Here is a 22,341-nt window from a genome sequence, read left to right as displayed (position 1 = left end):
TTATGAAAATTGTGTTAGTTGAAATTTATCTTTTATCAAATCCTCTAAATCACGCATTGGAGCCAAAGCATTTTTTAATTTGTCTTTATCAATTTTTGATAATTCTTCAAGATTAATATACTGTCCAGATGTATCATTTTTAAGACCTTCAAGAGCTCTAATTTTTGATAAAACTAAGAAGGCTTCAGCACATTCTAAATATGTTTCAGCATGCTTAGGATCAGTCATCGCTAATTGTTTAAAGCGTATGTAGGTGTTGTTGATTCCTTTAATATTAAAACTCAAAGTAAACAAACGTGCACCATCAATTAGTGGCATAAGAGCGAGTGTTTTAATATCAAATTTATCTTTATTAGGACCTTCTTCTTCTACGTTGAAATTTTTAAAGAAACTAAGTGGTGCATTTTTTCTTAAAGCATCATTACCTAAAAAGTCATAAAATAAGGTATTATTTTCTACATTTTTAAAAACCTCATTATTAATAGCATCTTCAATTTTTTGTTCTCCATAAACAATTTCGTAATCAAAGAAAATACTCGCTAAATCATTACTGTTTTCTCCGGGAGTATTGATCCAGTTATGGTATTGTTTAATCCAATCAGTTAATGATTTACACCATAAAGTATTACTGGCCATGTGCCCGTTTGGACAATATTCATAACCTACTTTTTCAAGAATTTCAGTTGCTTTTATAGCTAAATTCAGGAAATAATCTTTTACTTCTCTATATTTTTCAGGTATTACATCCTCAAAAATTAATATACTATCTTGATCTGTGGGTAATAATTGTTCCTTACGCCCTTGACTACCAATACTTAACCACGCGAATCGAGCAGGAGGGGAGCCTAATTCTAAAATAGACAATTCAATCGCACGTTTTAGTAACGCAAAGGTAATTTCGCTAGCAATATTATTAACATGTGTGAGCGGTATATTTTTTTGAATCGAGTGTTGAATTAAATCGGCTAATCTTAATCGAATTTGTTTTAATTCTTTAGCCGTTTGTGAACGTTTAATTTCTTTGACTAAAACGCCAGGATTATTTGCTTGAGCAACTACTAAATCATGTTCAGAAATTACGCCTTTAACTATAGATTTATCTGATCCATCTTGGGTAACACACAAATGAGAAACGTTATTTTTAAGCATTAGAAGTTGAGCTTCTGCTAAAGAAACATTTTCTAAAACGGTAATTACCGGAGAAACCATTATTTTGTCAATTAAAGCTGAAATAGGGAAACGTCCCGTAGCTATTTTAGCCGACAAGTCATTATCAGTTACAATCCCTATAGGTAAATCATTTTTACAAATAATAGCACTAGTAATTTTTGATTCGGCCATTAATTGTGCAACTTCCTGAACCAATGTCAATGGCGCAACAATAAGTGGGCTGTTATTATAAGATAGTGTTTGAAAATACTGCATTTCAGAAGTTTGACCCGTATAAAATACAGAATCCGAGATCTGATTGTTGTGCATGCTTTCTTTATCTTTTGAATTGCGGGTATTTATAGCAAAATTTTCAAGTAGAAAATTCAAAACATCTGTATTTTCAGCTATAAAAGGTCTAAATACGGCTATTGGAATGGCATAAACAACACTTTCTTCGCGTGCTTTTGCTGTCATTGTATAATTATTTTTAGCAAAAAAAGGTCTTAGTCCAAAAATAGCGCCCTCATGACATTTATTTAAAATGTTTTCTTCAGCATCAGCAATTACAGATAAATTAACCAAACCTGACGCTACTACATAAAAACTGTCGTGTAAGGGATCGTTTATTTGAAAAAGTGTTTTATTTACTTCTAAATTAACAACACGAATGTTTGTAGCAATAGTTGCTAACTCTTCAAAAGTTAAATGATTGAATGGCGCATATTCTTTTAAAAAATCAGCAATGTTATTCGCAATTGTATTCATAGACGTTAGTTGTTTAATAAAACAAAATTAGTAAATATTTTATGGTTTTTACTGTAGAATCTGTTGTATGATTATAATTTATCGATAAAACGTTTTTTAATATAAATTCTACGCTATAATTTATTGTAGCAGTTATTCAGTGATTTTTTTTCAATGTTTTTAAAGTGTTTTAGGATTTTGTTTAAAAACTTGATTATTGATTTAAATGTTAACAATAGGGAGGTTTTATTATTTTCTATTTTACATAATATAAATTATAGTTCATTTGTGATAGTACTCAAAAATCGCATATTTGAACCAATGTGTGTAAAATAATAATTTAAGCGATTCTCAGTACATCACTAAATAGTAAAAACCAATAACAAGAATTGAATCTCATTATTGGTTTCATGAAATTTTAAAATTGAATTGGTATTATTTAAACTCTTTGCGTCCTCTTATAATATCTTCATAAGTGCAGCATTTGACAAATTCTTGCTCGCCATCAATCATCATTGGTAAATAAATGCAATCGACTTCAGTTAAATCTTCTTTTAGATAAAAAGCAATATCGTCAAATTTATAAAACCATTCTTTATCAAATTGCACTTTATTTATAGTGGCATCTTTGAGAATATTCTTTTCATTTAAAGGCTTCATTATGGTAAATTAATTTTTGGTAAATTTATATTATAAAATCTTAATTCTGAAATAGTATAATTTAAGCAATTTGAGTTGTTTTATATACTTTAAAAGGCTCAGCAAGTAAATCTTTTGCAATAGCTGTAAAATATTTTTAATGTTTTTGGTCATTATCTTGCTGTAAAATGTATTTTCATAATCAAATTAAAATTGGTATCACTTTATTGAATTGTTTAATTTTTTTTCAAAATTAATAGATTTTATTTCAACATTATACTGTAATGAAGATTTCTACATTTAATTGGGGTAGTTTTAACAAAAATTAGAAATACTAACCAATAATTTAAACCATGAACGGATTCTTTAAAACAATACTCGCAGGCTGGGGAGCCAAAAAATTAGGTGGTGGATGCTTTGGTACTATCCTCCTGTTTATAATTATTTACTGGATATTAGGCTATTTTTAGACTAAAGATAAAGACTCAATTAGCGTTACTAATTGGGTCTTTAATTTTTTACTTATTTTTATTTTTTACTTCCTGAAGCATCAATCCTTTTATATATTTGACTGGAGCACTACCATAGCTCAAAAATTTCTCGTGAAATTGTTTCAAATTAAATTGTGCACCTTGCTCTTTTTTTAGTTTTTCTCTAAAATCATAAATCTCTGTATATCCTGTAAAGTAAGAACTAAGTTGTACTTGTGATAAAGTAACACGGTTCCATTTTCCTTCTGCTTCAGCTAGTTGTTGGAATGCTTCATTAATTAACAAATGCATAGCATCTTCCTGACTCATGTTTTTAGTATGTACGCTGTAATCCAAAATCATATTACACGTTGTTCTTAAATTCCACTTGTAATACATCAACCACATTTCATCAGAGTTTTTGTATCCGCTTTCAAGCATCATCAACTCAGTATAAACTGCCCAACCTTCTATCATAGCGCCATTTCCTAGAATAGCCTTAATGATACTTGGTGATTGATTGCTGTAAACTAATTGTGTATAATGACCTGGAATTGCTTCGTGAATATTTAGAATTTGTAAAATGTAATCGTTGTATTCTCTTAAGTAACTTTCTGACTTTTCTGGTGACCATCCTGACATGCTTCCTACATTATAATAGGTATTTGCATTTTTATCATACGGTCCGGGCGCTGAGATTGACGCACCAGCAACACCAGCCATATAGCTAGGTTCTTTTCTAACAACTAAAGGTTTTGAAGGGTCGATATACAGCAAATCTTTCTCTTTGACATAAGCAACTAACTCTGGAATTTGTTTTTCAATTTCCGATTGAAATTTAGCTGGTGTTGTATGTTGAACTGATATTTTATCAATTACTAGTTTTATTAACGTTAAACTATCTAGAGGTTTAACTTCTTTTTTATTGTATTTTTCCCATAAACGGTCAGCAATTACAAACATTTTTTGGTGCAATTCTTTTTTGTGATGTACCGCTTTTTTATATATAGAATCTACTTCATAACTCGACTGAATGTCTAAATCAAATTTCTTTGCATACAAATCCGCTCCTAATCTAAAAGAACGCGGTGTGGTATTTTCTAATTCTTTCAACCAGTCAGCATATTCTTTTACTGCTGCTACTGCAAGTTTCGCTTTTGATTTAATTTCGTCTTTTTCAGTAACGCTTAATTTACTTTTGCTTAAAGCAGCAATCAATTCTTTTTCAAAAACGGAAACACCACCTAAATTTTGGGCTATAGCCAATGAAGTGTGCTCTAGAGTAGGATTTTTAATTTTCTTTTTGGCTGCTTCATAATAAGCAGGAATATTGTTCATTTTTATATTAAAACTATGTAAACGTGCTTCTAAAGAGTCGTATTTTCCATTTAATATTTCGGCAAAAGAGCCACAGACATTATATTCAGAAGGATTCCACTCGTCTGATTTTAATTTATCAATTCTAAAAATAGTATTCTGTAACTGATTTTGAATTAGATGTAAGTCGGTTTTATTATTATCCGAAAGTTTCTCTAAAGGATAAGCACGCAATGAATCTAATTGTATGTGAGCAAAATCCAGTTGCCTTTTTGCGTAAGCAGAATCAGGTACAACTAAAATACTATCTCCCTTGTGATATCCTTGGTTAGCAGCCCAATCAGGATAGACATCCCAAAGGTTTGTGATGAAACTTTCCTTATATTTTTCGAATTTTAAATCTAGATTTTCAGCCTTAATGACTTCTTCTTTCTTTTTGCAAGAAACAAGTACACTAAGGAATATAAAAGAGAATATTATTTTTTTCATAGTGGTATATTTTAAAAAAAATAAAGATAGAAAAAAATGCTTTGTAGCAAGCACTATTCTAGTATCCTTTTTTAAATGAAAAAAAAATCCCTTATTTGATACGGAATCAATAAGGGAAATTAGTTTTTATTTTAATTGTTTTAATATGCTAATAGCGTTAGTAATTCTTTTTCAAATCGGCCTTTAGGTAAATACTGATCTTCTAATGCTTTTGTAAACGGAATAGGCGAATCTAAACTGGCAACTCGTTTTACGGGAGCGTCTAGATACTGGAAACATTCTTCCATGATCATTGCCGAAATATCGCTGGCAATACCACCAAATAAGGAATCTTCTTGATAGATAATCACTCTTCCAGTTTTCTTAACAGAAGCAAAAATAGCAGTAGTATCAAGAGGTTGTAATGTTCTTAGGTCTAATAAATCAGCTGAGATTTCCTGATTTTTATCTAAAGTATCTAATGCCCAATGCACAGCGGCACCAAAAGCAATGATAGTTACCTCATTACCTTCTTTTAATAAAGCTGCTTTTCCTAAAGGCAAAGTATAATAGTCTTTTGGCACTTCTTGATAAACAGAACGGTACAATTGCTTGTGTTCAAAAAATAAAACTGGATTAGGGTCATTGATAGCCTCGTTCAATAAACCTTTGGCATCATAAGGAAAAGCTGGGTAAACCACCTTTAAACCTGGCGTTTTAGTAAACCAAGCCTCATTTGTTTGGGAATGAAACGGTCCAGCTTGAGTTCCACCACCACAAGGCATTCGCACAACTACATCTGCTTTTTCTAGCCAACGGTAATGCGACTTAGCCAATAAATTCACTATTGGATTGAATCCAGTCGAAACAAAATCGGCAAACTGCATTTCTACAATTGCTTTATATCCATTGATTGATAATCCCATTCCAGCTGATACTACAGCACTCTCGCAAATAGGCGTATTGATTACCCGTTCTTTACCAAATTGTGCAACAAATCCGTCCGTGATTTTAAAAGCTCCACCATATTCGGCTATGTCTTGGCCCATAATCACTAAGTTGTCGTGGCGTTCCATGGATTGTCTTAAACTAGTAGAAATAGCATCTATAAAACGAATATTTACTTTTTCTATTTTAGGCTTAACTTCTTCAAATACAAACGGTTTGTAAATATCATTTAACTCTTCAGTTAATGTAGCTTCAATTTCAGGTTCTGCATTGGCTATAGCCAAACTATCATCAATTTCTTTCTTGATTTCGGCGCGCAGACTTTCGTCAAATTCTTCAGTTAATATTTTATTTTCCTTTAGAAATTTTCTATAATTTTCAACAGGATCTTTTACTGCCCATTGATCCATTAATTCTTGCGGAACATATTTAGTGCCACTCGCCTCCTCATGACCACGCATTCTAAAAGTTTTAAATTCTAATAAAACAGGACGTGGATTAATTTTCATAGAAGCTTTCAATTCAGACAAAAGATTATAAACTTCTAGAAGATTATTTCCATCTACAATATGGCTTTCCATTCCATATCCTTTTCCTTTGTCTGCAAGGTTTTCGCAACGGTATTGCTCGTTTGTAGGAGTTGAGAGTCCGTAACCATTGTTTTCTATAACAAATAATACAGGCAGTTCCCAAACCGAAGCAATATTCAACGCTTCATGAAAATCTCCTTCGGATGTAGCGCCTTCCCCAGTGAATACAGCAGTGATTTTTCCGTTTTTCTTTAATTTATTTGCCAAAGCGATTCCGTCAGCAACCCCTAATTGCGGTCCTAAATGCGAAATCATTCCTATAATTTTGTATTGTTGTGTTCCAAAGTGAAAACTTCGATCACGACCTTTGGTAAAACCATTGGCTTTTCCTTGCCATTGCGAGAATAAGCGGTACAAAGGAATATCCCTACCAGTGAATACCCCTAAGTTACGGTGCATAGGCAAAATATATTCATCATTGTCCAAGACAGCGGTCACTCCTACAGATATGGCTTCTTGCCCAATTCCTGAAAACCATTTAGAAACCTTTCCTTGACGAATCAAGATCAGCATTTTTTCTTCTATTAACCTTGGTTTTAGTATTTTTTTATATAAATCCAATAGGATTTCATCACTGAGATTTTTTCTTTCAAATTTCATTAGTATGGCTTTAATTCGCATCTCAAAGATAAAAAAATATAACACTTTACGTTAAAATTGTTATATTTTTATAAATAATTTAATCATAATTACTTCAGCTAGTACATTCCTAATTTTACCAAAAAATTATGCTAATAGTTTATTTGATTTTTTTATTTTTGTCAACGATTCTTAAAATTATGTTAATCACTTTAAAAATCTTCAAAGTACATGGACAAAATTAAAATATTTTATGCAGATGACGATGAGGATGATTTAATGTTTTTCAATGATGCCGTTGAACAAATATCTCAAGCTATAAATACCCCTATTAACTTAGATACTTTTAAAAACGGAATAAATTTAATTGAAAATATTAAAAAGAATGATGTAAAAAATTCAATGCTCTTATTAGATATTAACATGCCATTTAAATCTGGTTTTGATTTATTAGAAGAAATAAGACAAGATCCTGAATTGAATCATTTCCCAATAGTTATGTATTCTACAAGTTCAGAAGAATATATTATAAATAAATGTCAAAATCTTGGAGCAAATCATTACGTAATAAAACCAGCTGATTTTACTGATTTGGTTGCGTTAATCACCTCATTTGTAAATACTGATTGGGAAAATCATCAAGTAGATTTTAATAATTTTTTTTACGTATAATTTTAAATAAATGCCTACATAAATTAAAATAGAGTAATGAGTTTTAAAAATATTCTTAATAATAGCCTTGTTGATTTAAATAATTGTGAGGACGAGCCCATACATATTCCCGGAGCAATTCAGCCACATGGATTTTTACTTTCTATCGATTCACAAACAACTATTATCACTGTTTGTAGTGAAAATAGTTCTAATTTTATAGGTTTAAATTACGAAAAAGTTTTAGGACAAAAAGTTTCCTTATTATTTAATAATGAAATGATTGCTTCACTGCAAGACTTTAAAATAGATTGCAGTAATCAAGTAAAAACCTTTAACTACAAACTTAATAACACTATTTTTTTGGTTAGTATGCATGCTGCCAAAGATCAAATAATTTTAGAATTTGAACCTCTGAATGAACAGTTTGATGAACGAAATGATTTGTTTAATTCCTCTAAACAATTGTTAAGTTATATAGAAAATACACATACATTAATTGATTTAGCACAAGTAGTTACAACTGCAGTAAAAAACATAACCCAATATGATCGAGTAATGGTTTATCGTTTTGATAAAGAGTACAATGGAGAAGTCATTGCTGAAAGTAAAGAATCGTTTTTAGAACCATATTTAGGGTTGCATTATCCTCATACTGATATCCCAGCGCAAGCAAGAGAATTGTATATTAAAAATCATCTGAGAATTATAGGTGATGTAAACTACATTCCGGTTCCTTTATATAAATTAAATGAAGCCAAATTTGAGACTCTTGATCTAAGTATGTCAATTCTTAGGAGCGTCTCTCCTATTCATATTGAATACTTGAAAAACATGCATGTGGGTAGCACGCTAACAATTTCATTGATTCATAAAAATAAGCTTTGGGGTTTGATCACTTGCCATCATTCTTCTCCTAAATTTTTAAGTGATGAAATTAAGTCAGCAGTTAAATTGCACGGTCATTTTATTACTTCGCAAATTGATGTGAGATTATTGAATGAAGAATATGAAGTTGCAAAAAAAGCAAATGCAGCATTACGCAATTTAACATCAAGAAAATCAGACATTAGTAGAGATGGTATTAAAGAGTTAATTGAGAATAAAGCTATTTTAGAACTTTGTAACAGTGATGGTTTTACTGCAGTTATTGGTAATGAAGTATATCAATTTGGTGAAACACCTGCTGATGAAAACAGTAAAAGATTGGCACTTTTTTTATCTGAATTTGTTAAAGAAGATAATTTTTATACCGATTCTTTGTTTTCGATTAGTAACGATTTATCGTTTATTTCTTCTCATTTTCCGGGTATCAATTATTATTCGTTGAATAACGATTTTGATTGTATTATTTGGTACCGAAATCAAACTATAAAAGAAATTAATTGGGCAGGAAACCCTACAAAAGGAACTGAAAATATTGTTGATAAATTGACTCCTAGAAAATCATTTGCAAAATTCATAGAGAATGTTAAAGATCATAGCCGCATTTGGCTGAACTCAGAACTGAGTGCTTGCGAGAACTTTTATAATTTTTTACAAATGCAATTGCGCTCAATTGTAATGCAGGAAGATAAAGAAAATCAGCGAAAATTAACTGAAATTCTTAAAGATACTAATGCAGAGCTAGAGAACATCAATTGGATTAGTACACACGATCTACAAGAGCCTCTTCGTAAAATACGAATGATGGCATCCGTATTAATAGGTGGGAATGAATTACAAGTTCTTCCCGAAGATGTCCAAAATAAAATTTTAAAAATGCAGAATTCGGCTGAGCGCATGCAAAACTTAATCACTGATATTCTTAAATATACTAAAACGGGTGCTCAAAATTCTAATTTTGAAATAATAGACTTAAATGCTTTGTTTGTAGAGTTAAATGAAGAAGAGTTAGTAGATAGTTTTACAACTAATAAAGCTACTTTAGTTATAGAAAAATTGCCTAATATTAACGGAGTTCCTTTTTTATTAAAGCAGCTTTTTTCAAATATTATCAATAACTCAATTAAATTTAAAAGTTTAGATGAGAGTTTATTTATAAAAATAAGCGACAAATCTACTACTCTAAATTCACACCCAAGACACTATCATATTATAGAAATTGAAGATAATGGAATAGGTTTTGAAAATGAATATAAAGAAAAGATTTTTAAAATATTTTCAAGATTAAATAGCAAGGAAGATTATGATGGATCAGGCATTGGTCTCGCTTTATGTAAAAAAATAATGAGTAAACACGATGGTTTTATCACAGCTGATGGGGCTTTAGGGAAAGGAGTGAAAATTCACCTCTACTTTCCTGTTAATTAAGTAGCAGCCAATTTTCTAAAGCTTTAAAGGTGTTTTGCGCCGCATTTAAAGTGCTTTTCTCATCAAACTCGACTTTGGTTTCTTGTATCGAATTTTTAAACTGCTTCCACATTTCCATGGTATTTTCACCGTAGGAAAGAAAATAATTTATTTGAGAATCATCTAATGTAGGTAATTGCTTTTTTAACATCCCTGCAATAAACTGACCACCTAAGGTAGAACCTTCTATTACATATAGAACACCTAAAGCCTCAGAAACAGATCTAATGGTTTCAGGATAATTATTTACACTTGTAATGGCTACGCTGTGATTTAAGTTTACCAAATCAGTATGTAAATTGGCAACATGAACCCGCTTACTCATATCAGACAGTAGCGTTTTATCTATAATGCTGTGCACTTTTTTCTCTAACTCAAAATAGAATCCGTAAAACTGAAAAAGTAAATTAGCATATTCCTCTTGTGAAGAGAGGTTTTTCAGTTTTTGAACTAATACCTTCTCAACACTACTGTGATTTATTTTTGTGGCAATTTTTAAATTATCTAACAAGGATGTTTTTTTAAGATTATAGATGCCAAAAGTAAACTATTGGTACAGATAAATACAGTGTATAGCTGTTAATGAATACTAAAAATTGTTATTGGATAAAAAAAGTAATACAAATTAAATTATTACATTTACGGCAATGAAATTAATATAGCTATTATATTAATAAATAAATTTATAAGTATGCAACAAATTCCTAGTGTTGACTTACGTGATTTCCTGTCGGATGATCCGGCACGTAAACAAAAATTTGTAAATGAAATCGGAAGTGCTTTTGAAGAAATTGGCTTCGTAGCACTTAAAGGTCATTTTTTAAATGATCAATTAGTGGAGGAACTGTATGGCGAAATTAGAAATTTTTTCTCTTTACCATTAGAAACAAAACGCAGTTATGAGATTCCAGGAATTGGAGGACAACGCGGTTATGTATCTTTTGGGACAGAACATGCGAAAGGAAGAAAAGAGGGTGATTTGAAAGAATTTTGGCACTTCGGTCAGTATGTGAGCGAAGATTCAAAATACGCTTCAGAATATCCTGAAAATGTACAAGTAAAGGAACTACCTAAATTCAATGCAGTTGGTAAGGAAGCGTATCAAATGCTTGAAAAAACGGGAGTTTATGTATTAAGAGCGTTGGCTTTGCGTTTGGGACTTGACGAATTTTACTTTGACAATTATGCTAAAGATGGAAATTCTATTCTAAGACCTATTCATTACCCTCCTATTACATCTGAACCTGCAAATGCAATTCGTGCAGCTGCTCATGGTGACATCAACTTGATCACCCTATTAATGGGAGCGCAAGGAAAAGGATTACAAGTTCAAAACCACGAAGGCGAATGGATCGATGCCATTGCTGAACCGGACGAACTAGTTATTAATGTGGGAGACATGTTATCGCGTCACACTAATAATAGATTGAAATCTACAATTCACCAAGTGGTTAATCCACCAAGAGAATTATGGGGTACTTCAAGATATTCAGTTCCATTTTTTATGCATCCTGTTAGTGATATGCCACTAAACTGTTTAGAAAACTGCATCGATGCAGAAAATCCGAAGCAATTTGAAGATATTACTGCTGGTGATTATTTATATGAACGTTTAGTAGATTTAGGTTTAATCAAAAAATAATTCCTAATTTTACTTCTAGTAATAAAAGACATTGAGTTTACTTGATGTCTTTTTTCTTTTTGATTACTATTGCGAATAAGCACTGAAATAAAAAAATTGAACGCGGATGACACGGATTTAAACCGATTTTCGCTGATTAATTATTTAGTGAAGTTTTTTATTAATTCATTAGTATATTTTATGAGTAGTATTTTACATCGCGAGTTAACTCAGTCAGTTTTGAAACATTTTTATGATGTTTACAACGAATTAGGATATGGATTTCTGGAAAGAGTATATCAAAATGCATTGTATTATGAACTTAAAAATAACGGGTTTAAAGTAGAAGCTCAAAAAAAGATAAAGGTGTATTATAAAAAAGTTGAAGTAGGAGAATATTACGCAGATATCATCGTAGATGATTTGGTGATTTTAGAGTTGAAAGCACAAGATTATTTAGTTGAAGAAAATGAATTTCAATTATTAAATTATTTAAAATCCACAGATTGCGAGGTTGGCTTACTTTTAAATTTTGGCAAAAAACCTGAATTTATTAGAAAAGTATATCAAAACAATTATAAATAAAACTGGACATAATATCATAGAGAAAAGTCCGTATCATTCGCATTCCATTTAAGTCATTGATAGACAAAATAGTTAAAATATACTATCTAGTTATAAGATTAAGAAGAAGATAAAAAACAGAAAATAAACAAAAAAATCCGTGACCATCCGTTTAATCCGCGTCATCCGCGTTCCATTTGAGTTATAGCAAGACAAAATAATTGAATTGCCCTATCTAATTATATGATTAAGAAGATAAAAAACAGATAAAAAACAAAAAAAGCCATGACCATCCGTTTAATCCGCGTCATCCGCGTTCCATTTAATTTATTGAAGACAAAATAGTTAAATTGCAGTATCTAATTGTATGATTAAGAAGATAAAAAACAGAGAAGAAACAAAAAAATCCGTGACAATCCGTTTAATCCGCGTCATCCGCGTTCCATTTAATTTATTGAAGACAAAATAGTTAAATTGCAGTATCTAATTGTATGATTAAGAAGATAAAAAACAGAGAAGAAACAAAAAAATCCGTGACAATCCGTTTAATCCGCGTCATCCGCGTTCCATTTAACGGGTAATTGGCATTGACATAAAAGCATCAGCAAGCAAAAATAAACATATTATGGACTTAGCAGACCAATTAAAAAACCTTTTTCCAGATCACGAACCACTTCCCGAAGAGAAAGCAGAGGAAGCACCTCATGAATTATACGTTCAAAAAGAACCTATGATTTGTAAGTTCGAAAAAAGAAAAGGCAAAGCAACCACGATTATCGAAGGCTACGAAGGATCTGACGAAGATTTTAAAATCTTAGCCAAAGAAATCAAAACCAAACTAAGCGTTGGTGGTACCTTCAAAGATGATTCTATTATCATACAAGGCGATTATCGCGATAAAATAATGGAAATATTGAAACTAAAAGGTTTCAAAGTTAAACGTGTGGGTGGATAATCCCCTCCTTGCCTCCCGAAGGGAAGGAACTAAAACAATATAAATAAAAATTGAAATCTAAATCCGGCACTGACTCCCTCTCCTTTGGAGAGGGCTGGGGTGAGGAAAAAACAAAAAAAAACAAATGATACAATCATCAGAATTAATATTAAATCCAGACGGAAGTGTTTACCACTTAAACTTAAAACCAGAAAACATTGCACACGACATCATCTTTGTGGGCGATCAAAACCGTGTGGAAAAAATCACACAATTTTTTGACAGCGTAGAATTTTCAACTCAAAAAAGAGAGTTTAAAACCCAAACTGGAATTTTTAAAGGCAAAAGAATTACTGTTATGTCAACCGGTATAGGCCCTGACAACATTGATATTGTAATTAACGAACTAGATGCCTTAGTAAATATCGATTTAGAAACTCGCAAACCAAAAGAAAACTTAACTTCTCTTAATATCATCCGTATTGGGACGTCGGGTTCTTTGCACGAAGATATTCCTGTGGATAGTTTTGTAATGTCAAAATTCGGTTTAGGACTCGACAACATGCTCCGCTCCTACTTGATCGACGAAGTCTCAAATGTAGCGATCGAAGATGCATTTGTGAGCCATACCAATTGGGATTTGCGCAAAGGGAAACCGTATGTAATTGCGTGTTCAGAGAAATTAGAAAAAGTAATCGAAAGCGATAAAATGCACAAAGGAATCACGGCTACAGCTGGAGGTTTTTACGGACCACAAGGACGCGTATTGCGCTTAAATATTCAAGACGAAAAACTGAATTCTAAAATGGATAATTTTACTTTTGAAAATAATAGAATCACCAACCTCGAAATGGAAACTGCTGCAATATATGGTCTTTCGGCGCTTTTAGGACATCATGCTTTGTCACTAAACGCCATCATTGCTAACCGTGCCAATGGAACTTTTAGTGCAGATCCATACAAAGCGGTTGATGAATTAATCGCTTATACATTAGATAAATTGGCTACTAATTAATTTTAGGAGCTTAATCCTGCTATCCGCTGTATTCCCGATAAATAAAAACTACGGCTTAAAAAAGCCTTGTTTTTCTAAATCGGGAGATGCCGCTCCTATCAGGGCTAAAAATGAATAACCATGAACATCATCATCGAAACCGAAAGACTTCTTTTAAGAGAAATACTAAATACCGATCTCGAAGGAATGTTTGCGTTAGACAATAATCCAAACGTGCACACGTATTTGGGCAAAAATCCCATACTGACGATTGATAAAAGTCAGGATTACATTAACAACATCCGTAAACAATATGTTGAGCACGGTATTGGTCGCTATGCGGTTATTCTTAAAGAGACCAAACACTTTATAGGCTGGTGCGGTATAAAGTACATCACAGAGCCCGAGAATGGACATGTGAATTTTCATGAAATTGGCTATCGCTTTATCGAAGACTATTGGGGAAAAGGATATGGTTATGAATCGGCGAAAGCCTGGCTCGATTACGGTTTCAATACCATGAATATTAAAACTATCTATGCTTCGGCACATATTGATAATAAAGGTTCTCGCCACATTCTGGAAAAATTAGGGATGCAAACAAAAAATGAGTTTGAGTGGAATAAAATTCCGTGTATTTGGTTCGAATTAGAAAATAAAACGATTTAACATGACTACAATTAAAATAGCTGGAGTACCAGAACACTTCAATTTACCTTGGCATTTAGCCATAGAAAATAACGAATTTCAGGCAAATAACATCGACCTACAATGGACCGATGTTCCAGAAGGAACGGGTAAAATGTGTCAAATGTTACGTTCAGGAGAAACAGATATTGCTGTAATCTTAACCGAAGGTGTTGTTAAGGATATTGTTGCAGGTAATCCTTCTAAAATTGTACAAGTGTATGTTGATTCTCCTTTAATATGGGGAATTCACGTAGCTGCAAAGTCGCCTTATAAAACAATAGCCGACTTAGAAAATACTAAATGTGCTATTTCAAGAGTAGGTTCTGGATCGCAATTAATGGCTTACGTTAATGCCGGAAATCAAAATTGGAATACTGATCATTTACAATTTGAAATTATCAATACCATTGATGGCGCTGTCGAAGCTTTGACTGCGGGAACTGCAGATTATTTTATGTGGGAACGTTTCATGACTAAACCTCTAGTTGATAAAGGCGTTTTTAGACGTGTTGGCGACTGTCCTACTCCATGGCCTTGCTTTGTAATTGCTGTGGGTGAGGAAATTTTAGAACAACATCCAAAGGTCATCAAAACAATTTTAGATACCATTAATAAAAAAACAAAAAGCTTTAAAAATATTCCAAATATTGAAGAAGCTTTGGCTACAAAATACCACCAAAAAACAGTTGATATTCAGGAATGGATGGCTTTGACGACTTGGTCTCAAAATCCATTATCTAAAAATTTGTTAAACAATGTCCAAAATCAGTTATTTCAGCTTAAAATCATTGATAAAATAGGTACTTTTGAGGAAATTGTAAAAACATTATAGTTCTTACACTTTTTGGTAAACAATGATAAACTTTAAAAATATTTCTTTTCAGGATATAAAGCAAAAACTGCAGGTTAAAAAACCGTGGGATGATGTGATTATATTTGTTTTGAATATTCTTATTGCCATTCCAGTTTTTATAGTTGCCCATCAAAATTTAATAGAACTAAATTGGCCTTTCAATCTAGATCGAATTTTGCTTTTTTTATTATTAATTGTAGTAATACAGTTGATTTTAAGAATGTTGAGAACAATAATTATAATTTGTATTTTAATATATGTCTTAGTATTATTTTATGGAACCGTATTTGGAAATTACGGTTTTAATAGCGTTTATGAGGATTACGACTCGATGATTTACACGATGTCTGACAATCCGTTTCCGCAGGATATTATTATTTCTAAATTACTGCCTTTTCCTAATAAGTCAAAGATATTGAATGCCATTGAGTATAAAAACCCAAAGGTTAGAAATTTTGCTATAATGGCCACTTCAAAAAATTTCAAAGATGTCAAAGGGTATTCTGATTACAGGACCATTATTCAATGCTTTGCTGTTTTTAAAGAAATAAATGGCCGTTGGAATTATGTAAACGATCCTAAAGACGGAGATTATATTGCTACGGCAAGTGAATCATTAGATTATTTTTCAGGAGATTGTGATGATCATTCCATCTTGATGGCGGCTGCAGTACGTGCTATTGGCGGTACACCGCGACTGATTCATACTAAAGGGCATATTTATCCGGAAATATTAATTGGTACCATGAATGATCTTGAAACAGTCAACTATTTGATAAAAAATGTATTATTTGTTAAAGAAAGTTACGGCAAACAACTGCATTATCATATTGATGAACGTGACCAAGTTTGGTTAAACTTAGACTACACCGCGAGATATCCAGGCGGACCCTTTTTATCCGAAGAAATTCTGGGAGCCTTGACCTTAAACTAAATTTATACAAAGCATTTATTTAGGAGCTATTTCCAGCTATCCGCTATATCTTTTTATTTTTTAAAGAAAAAATAAAAAGGATGACGCTACTATCTGGGCTAAGCGTTTTGTGTTGCATCACAACTTGGATTCAATAGTAAAGTAAGGGTGCTAAGTTGTTGGTATAAAATAATTATAGTTTAGTAATATATTTTACCTACTTTTATTACAAATTAGTTGAAATGAAAACAAGGTTTTGCTTATTTTTAGTATTGATGTCCCTTTCTTTTCAGGCGCAAAAACCCGAAGGAACTAAAGAACTTATTTTAAACCGAAAAAACGAGCTTAGAATTGATATTGGAAAATTAATTCTAAATTCTAGAATACAACTCACCTATGAATATTTTATAAAAAACAGACTTTCGGTTGGCGTGAGTGCTATGATTATAAACGGTCATGAAAATACGTATAGCATTTTTCAAGGACAACGAAAATATCAAATAGATCCATTTGTTCGGTATTCCTTTTCAAATAATAGTAAAAGCTTATTTTATGCTGAATTTTTTAGTTCAATTAATGGCGGTTCCAATGAAAAAATTGTGCGATTAAATACCGAGAATTATGGGTATTATGACAAGATTAATGACCACTATATTGATGTTGCCATAGGTCCTTCAGTGGGGTATAAAGTTTATATTGCGCAACGTTTTCCCATTAATTTTAATTTAGGATTGGGTTTTAACCTATTTAACAATTCAAGCCCGGCTGTTTTATCAAGAGTAGGTCTTAGTACAGGATATCGATTTTAATAAATAGTTCTTATGAAAAAGAAAATAAATTACCTTATCGCTTTTTTATCTTTGATAGTATTTTCTAGCTGTGGAGAGCCAGAAGATATAGTAATGGGATCAAAAACAATTACGATTGATAATGCAATCAAAATTGAAACTAAAAAAAGCTATCAATTAAATGATGTATTATATGTAAATGCTAGTTTTTCTAGATATTTACAAGAAACAGGCTTTGATACGCTTTTAGATATTTATAAAACTACAAATTCAGATGAATATTATTTTAGTTATTATTTAGAAAAAAAATCTGCTTACGGAACATGGAGTACAATTGATATAGGAGAGAATTTAATTTTAGAAAAAGGAAAACTGAATAGTTATTATGGTAATTACTGTTTGTGCATTCTAGATCCAGTCAGTAATTTATATGAATTTAGAGTCGGTATTCCATTACTCGAAAAAGGAGAGTATCGATTAAACATCGCCAATATAATAGCACCCTCCTATGCAGATAATTCAGTTTTGGCACTATATGTAGCAACTTCAATAAATGATGTTGATGAAAATGGTTATTATAATTTTTCAATTAACTAACTAAATATCAATTATTTGCTTTTAGTAATTAAAATTATATAACGAAGTAATCTGTAGAAGGCACTATGGCCTCAATTTTTTTATTATCTATTTCAGCTAACGTATTTTCAATATTATTTGCCATTGTTTCAAGTGCTAGATCATTAGGCTCTACGCCAAAAGGATCTTCTAGTTCATCAGCAATGGCTTCAAGCGCTACAAATGTATAAGCAATAAAAACAAGTACAAAAGGCATCATCCACAACATATTTTCTCCAAAACCAAAAGGCAATAAAAAGCAATAGATATAAACTGTACGATGTAGTAAAATGCTATAAGTATACGGAATGGGTGTGCTAGAAATCCTTTCACAGCCTCCTATTATATCTGATAGTTTATTAAGGTTTTCATCAAAAGCAATTTGAGTAATACTGTCTAGTTTACCGTCTCTTTTTGCATTTTTAACCCAGATTCCAAGTTCTTTCAAAATCATTATGGGTTTAAAAACTGCTGCTTGCAACTTGCAATCGTATCCTTTTCCTAGTAAACGCTGCATATCATTGTCGGGATTTGTCTCTCTTAATTGATGTTTTAAAGCATGTACTAAAGCAGATAAGAGTAAAACGAATTGGGTTTGCTGTTCTTTATAATCATCACCATCAATTAATGTATGTGATTGACGCGCTAGAGAACGAGTATCATTTAAAAGCGAACCCCAAAGCTTCCTGCCTTCCCAAAATCGATCGTAACTAACCGTATTTCTAAAACCTAAAAATATAGCTAATGCGATTCCGAAGAGTGTAAATATTGCTGGATTGATATAGAAATTATTTTCATGTAGAAAATCTCTAAAATAAACAATTACAGTAGTGTAAATGAAGAGTATTGTTAAGCGAGGTAATAATTGTGGTAGCACTGATCCGTTCCATTCAAACAGCATACTAAACCAGTTGGTTTTTTTCTTTGTAATCATATCGTAAAAATACTAATTCTTGATTAACATTATAGATTTCGATAAAAATTAAAAATAATAGTTGATTTCAAAATGCGATCGTTTCGCTCTATTATAAGGTAGTATTTCATTATTCAATAGCAATAAAAAAATAGTAATTGTAGTATAACGATCTGGAATAAGAATATTTCCAGGGAACAATGTTGAGTAATGGATACTTTTTGGGTAATATGTATACACTATTAAAATTGGCACCGTAGCTTAAGCCACTGTATTGTAGTGTTTAGAGGTTTTGGAACAAGAGTTGCTTAATTGATTAAAACAAATACTCAATCAAATAAGTACACAATATGAAAACACAAACTCTAAACGCAAACAGCATTTTCTTTACTAGTGAAGATACTGCTACTATAAATAAAACGAAACCGTCTAAAAGTATGCTAACCAATCGCATTATTTTAACGGCAACAATGTTGTTACTAATTGGTGGTGCATCTGTTGTGTATATCCTACAGCCTGAATTTTATAACTTTAATCAAAGTAGAATCAATTCACCACTTGGATTAGCTTTTCTAGGAGTAACGCTTGCTTTGCTTTTATTCAAAATTTCGTTTTTACTTTATAATGTTTTTTTATATTTTAAATACAAACCTATCGAGTCAGTTACTGATGAATTATTGCCTACTTGTACCGTGATTGTTCCTGCTTATAATGAAGGAAATCTAGTGTATCAAACTTTATTAAGTATTGCTAATAGTGATTTTCCAAAACATAAGCTTCAAATTCTAGCCATTGATGATGGTAGTAAAGACAATACATGGGATTGGATGAAGAAAGCTAAGCAAGAATTGGGTGACCAAATTGTTATTTTTCAACAACCAAAAAACATGGGTAAAAGACATGCCCTTTATCGTGGTTTCAATATGGGAACAGGAGAGATTTTTGTAACAATTGATAGTGATTCAATCATAAAAACAGATACTTTAAGAAACTTGGTTAGTCCGTTTATAGTTGACAAAAGTTGTGGTGCTGTAGCAGGAAATGTGCGTGTTTTGAATAACAAAAATGCTATTTTACCAAAAATGTTAAACGTAAGCTTCGTAATGAGTTTTGAATTTGTTAGATCTGCTGAAAGTCAATTAGGAAGTGTATTGTGTACTCCTGGAGCTTTAGCAGCTTATAGAAGTTCAGCTGTGTTTAAATGTCTTCCTGATTGGATCAACCAAAAATTTATGGGAACTGCATCAGATATTGGTGAAGACCGCGCAATGACGAATATGATATTGAAACAAGGAAAAAAAGTACTTTTTCAACGTAATGCAATTGTATTGACTGATGTACCAGAACAATATAAAGGATTGTACAAAATGTTCATCCGTTGGGGACGTAGTAATGTTCGTGAAAATTTAGCTATGGCTAAATATGTTTTTACAAATTTTAAAGAAGAGTCTAAGGTTGGAACACGATTATTGTTCATCAACCAGTTTCTAACAATAGCAATGACGTACCCTTTTTTATTATTTACATTGTTTTTTATAATAATGCATCCATTATTATTTTTAAGCTCAACGTTATTAGGAATATTAATTTTCTCAAGTTTTCCAGTACTTTTCTACGCTAAAAAATACAGCGCTGCTGAATCATTATGGGCTTATGCTTACAGTGTTTTGTACACTTTTGGTTTATTTTGGATTGCACCTTATGCCATTGCAACAGCAGGAAAAAGTGGTTGGTTAACGCGTGAATTACCCCAAAAATAAAATTAATACAGTAATGTTGTTTCATTAATTGTATCATTAAAAAAACCGACTCAAATTAATATTGCGTCGGTTTTTTTTTGTATTGCGATAGTTTGATAAAACTAAGTAACGGTTAAAAATTTATACGTCAAAAGTTAGATAAAATTCATGCAAATCCTGCAAAAGATAAAATTGTTACTTTACCAGAAGACAATTATTTTAGTTCCATACATAATTATACGGCTTTAGGTGCTGAATTAGAGGTAGTTTTATTAGATTTCTTTTAGATGACAATTGTAGTGATCGCAGGTAAATACCTGCTCGATATCAAAATTAAGATCAGTTTTTTCTTTTGGATTTTTAAAGGCTCATATCATGATATCATTTCTGAAAAATATAAAAATATAAACTTATGGATAGGTTACATTTTAACTTTAGCGACAGCTTTATTAGTGGTTTATTTTATAGTAAAAGGCGAGATATAAATTCATTTTTTCTATTCGTTTACTGACAAAACGAGAGCAATTTATTGCAAACGCTAACTTTTCATCAACCACTAAATTATTTCAAATTTTCTTGATGGGCTAGAATGTCATATTCTTTTGTCTGCTATTAAATTTGTTTGTAAAATACTCATTAAAATTAATTTTCGGAAAACTTATAAAAATAAATTTAAAAGCCTAATTTTATGATCCCTAAATAAAAAAGCATGAAATATCTTGGCGCCTATATTTTACCATTACTAGCAGCATTAGGAATCTATTCACTTGGTTTTTATACTTGGCTCACACCTGTATTTACTTTTGGATTACTGCCAATTTTAGAGCAATATTTGCCAAAAGACAGTCAAAATTATGATGAAGAAGAAAAAATAAGTAGAGGTAAAAAAGTATTGTACGACATCATGTTGTACGTAAACGTGCTTTTTATCTTTTCATTACTGTATTTTGCGCAGCTCACATTGTTAACTAAAAACATACCACTTTGGCAATGGATCGGATTAGTATTCTCCGTCGGGATCGTTCTAGGTAGCAACGGAATTAATGTAGCACATGAATTAGGACATCGCAATAAAAAATTCGAAAGAATATTAGCAAAAATACTACTTCTTCCGTCTTTTTATACACATTTTTTTATAGAGCACAATCATGGTCACCATTTAAATGTTGCCACACCCGAAGATCCATCAACGGCAAGAAAAAATCAGAATATATATGCTTTTTGGGTCCAAACAGTATCAGGAACCTATACACAAGCTTGGCAAATACAAAACAATTTAAATAAAAGAAATAACACCTCTTTTTGGAGTATAAATAATGATATGTTATGGTTTCAACTGATGCATGTGTTGTATTTACTGCTAACTTTTATACTTTTTAGTATACAAGGATTGTTATTTGCTGTTTTTGCTGGTTTTGTTGGGCTTTTATTGCTCGAAACTATAAATTACATTGAGCATTATGGTTTAGAACGTAAAAAGCTCGCATCAGGACGTTATGAAAGAGTATCGGAATTACACAGCTGGAATTCGAATCACAGCGCAGGAAGAATCATTTTATATGAATTAACAAGACACAGTGATCATCATTTTAAAGCCACAAAAAAATACCAGATATTAGAGCATAAAGATCAAAGTCCGAAACTACCTTACGGCTACCCTTGCTCAATGGTTATGGCGCTTGTACCACCACTTTGGTTTTCTGTAATGAATAAGGAAGTACCTGTAAATTCATGAAGCGAGTTTTATATAAAAAATAGCTTATAAATAAAAAAAACCTCATAAATCGTTTGATTTATGAGGTTTGTA

General features: G+C 31.6%; 19 protein-coding genes. 13 read left to right on the top strand and 6 right to left on the bottom strand.

Annotated elements, in window-relative coordinates:
• The 4 genes from HNP99_RS05985 to HNP99_RS05970 all read right to left on the bottom strand — a co-directional run bounded on the left by HNP99_RS05985 (nt 1) and on the right by HNP99_RS05970 (nt 6,928).
• A complete protein-coding gene (locus HNP99_RS05985; protein ID WP_173852308.1) occupies nt 1–1,917 on the bottom strand; it encodes a DUF294 nucleotidyltransferase-like domain-containing protein in 1,917 nt (638 codons plus the stop codon).
• 414 nt (nt 1,918–2,331) lie between these two features.
• Entirely contained in the window at nt 2,332–2,556 is a 225-nt protein-coding gene (locus tag HNP99_RS05980) for a hypothetical protein (protein WP_173852306.1), read from the bottom strand.
• A 497-nt stretch (nt 2,557–3,053) separates the two neighbouring features.
• Entirely contained in the window at nt 3,054–4,811 is a 1,758-nt protein-coding gene (locus tag HNP99_RS05975; RefSeq protein WP_173852304.1) for a DUF885 domain-containing protein, read from the bottom strand.
• Between the two features lie 140 nt (nt 4,812–4,951).
• Nucleotides 4,952–6,928 (bottom strand): alpha-ketoacid dehydrogenase subunit alpha/beta, encoded by a 1,977-nt coding sequence (locus HNP99_RS05970; protein ID WP_173852302.1) that lies wholly within the window; start codon nt 6,926–6,928, stop codon nt 4,952–4,954.
• Nucleotides 6,929–7,138: 210 nt separating this feature from the next.
• Here HNP99_RS05970 and HNP99_RS05965 point away from each other — a divergent pair, with 210 nt between their 5' ends.
• Nucleotides 7,139–7,579 carry a response regulator gene (locus HNP99_RS05965; RefSeq protein WP_173852300.1) on the top strand — a complete coding sequence of 147 codons (441 nt, stop codon included), beginning with the start codon at nt 7,139–7,141 and terminating at the stop codon, nt 7,577–7,579.
• Between the two features lie 36 nt (nt 7,580–7,615).
• Entirely contained in the window at nt 7,616–9,871 is a 2,256-nt protein-coding gene (locus tag HNP99_RS05960) for an ATP-binding protein (protein ID WP_173852298.1), read from the top strand.
• On the opposite strand, the gene HNP99_RS05955 is transcribed toward HNP99_RS05960, so the two are convergent.
• Nucleotides 9,864–10,421: a biliverdin-producing heme oxygenase gene (locus tag HNP99_RS05955; protein ID WP_173852296.1), complete on the bottom strand. Its 558-nt coding sequence runs from the start codon at nt 10,419–10,421 to the stop codon at nt 9,864–9,866. The two genes, HNP99_RS05960 and HNP99_RS05955, sit on opposite strands and share 8 nt — an antisense overlap.
• A gap of 180 nt (nt 10,422–10,601) precedes the next feature.
• Between HNP99_RS05955 and HNP99_RS05950 the strand changes: the two genes are divergently transcribed.
• The 9 genes from HNP99_RS05950 to HNP99_RS05910 all read left to right on the top strand — a co-directional run bounded on the left by HNP99_RS05950 (nt 10,602) and on the right by HNP99_RS05910 (nt 17,864).
• Nucleotides 10,602–11,552: an isopenicillin N synthase family dioxygenase gene (locus HNP99_RS05950; protein WP_173852294.1), complete on the top strand. Its 951-nt coding sequence runs from the start codon at nt 10,602–10,604 to the stop codon at nt 11,550–11,552.
• Between the two features lie 180 nt (nt 11,553–11,732).
• Nucleotides 11,733–12,116, top strand: a complete 384-nt coding sequence (locus HNP99_RS05945) for a GxxExxY protein (RefSeq protein WP_173852292.1) — start codon at nt 11,733–11,735, stop codon at nt 12,114–12,116.
• Between the two features lie 604 nt (nt 12,117–12,720).
• Nucleotides 12,721–13,050, top strand: coding sequence for a translation initiation factor (locus HNP99_RS05940; RefSeq protein WP_173852290.1), 330 nt, complete (start codon nt 12,721–12,723; stop codon nt 13,048–13,050).
• Nucleotides 13,051–13,174: 124 nt separating this feature from the next.
• Nucleotides 13,175–14,044 carry a nucleoside phosphorylase gene (locus tag HNP99_RS05935; RefSeq protein WP_173852288.1) on the top strand — a complete coding sequence of 290 codons (870 nt, stop codon included), beginning with the start codon at nt 13,175–13,177 and terminating at the stop codon, nt 14,042–14,044.
• A gap of 120 nt (nt 14,045–14,164) precedes the next feature.
• Nucleotides 14,165–14,692, top strand: a complete 528-nt coding sequence (locus tag HNP99_RS05930) for a GNAT family N-acetyltransferase (protein WP_173852286.1) — start codon at nt 14,165–14,167, stop codon at nt 14,690–14,692.
• A 1-nt stretch (nt 14,693) separates the two neighbouring features.
• On the top strand, nt 14,694–15,545 hold the full coding sequence (locus HNP99_RS05925) for a substrate-binding domain-containing protein (RefSeq protein WP_173852284.1): 852 nt from the start codon (nt 14,694–14,696) through the stop codon (nt 15,543–15,545).
• A 22-nt stretch (nt 15,546–15,567) separates the two neighbouring features.
• Complete coding sequence (locus HNP99_RS05920) at nt 15,568–16,500, top strand: transglutaminase-like domain-containing protein (protein ID WP_173852282.1); 933 nt, start codon at nt 15,568–15,570, stop codon at nt 16,498–16,500.
• Nucleotides 16,501–16,721: 221 nt separating this feature from the next.
• On the top strand, nt 16,722–17,288 hold the full coding sequence (locus tag HNP99_RS05915) for a DUF3575 domain-containing protein (protein ID WP_173852280.1): 567 nt from the start codon (nt 16,722–16,724) through the stop codon (nt 17,286–17,288).
• 12 nt (nt 17,289–17,300) lie between these two features.
• Nucleotides 17,301–17,864: a hypothetical protein gene (locus HNP99_RS05910; RefSeq protein ID WP_173852278.1), complete on the top strand. Its 564-nt coding sequence runs from the start codon at nt 17,301–17,303 to the stop codon at nt 17,862–17,864.
• 34 nt (nt 17,865–17,898) lie between these two features.
• On the opposite strand, the gene HNP99_RS05905 is transcribed toward HNP99_RS05910, so the two are convergent.
• Nucleotides 17,899–18,816, bottom strand: coding sequence for a bestrophin family protein (locus HNP99_RS05905; protein WP_173852276.1), 918 nt, complete (start codon nt 18,814–18,816; stop codon nt 17,899–17,901).
• A 329-nt stretch (nt 18,817–19,145) separates the two neighbouring features.
• Between HNP99_RS05905 and HNP99_RS05900 the strand changes: the two genes are divergently transcribed.
• Entirely contained in the window at nt 19,146–20,555 is a 1,410-nt protein-coding gene (locus HNP99_RS05900; RefSeq protein WP_173852274.1) for a glycosyltransferase family 2 protein, read from the top strand.
• A 688-nt stretch (nt 20,556–21,243) separates the two neighbouring features.
• Complete coding sequence (locus HNP99_RS05895) at nt 21,244–22,269, top strand: alkane 1-monooxygenase (RefSeq protein WP_173852272.1); 1,026 nt, start codon at nt 21,244–21,246, stop codon at nt 22,267–22,269.
• The last annotated feature ends 72 nt before the right edge of the window (nt 22,270–22,341 follow it).

Origin of the sequence: Flavobacterium gelidicaeli (genome assembly GCF_013294005.1) — a bacterium.
Taxonomy (GTDB): domain Bacteria; phylum Bacteroidota; class Bacteroidia; order Flavobacteriales; family Flavobacteriaceae; genus Flavobacterium.
The sequence above is the reverse complement of the archived record's forward strand: the minus strand, read 5'-3'. Positions and strand labels throughout refer to the sequence as shown.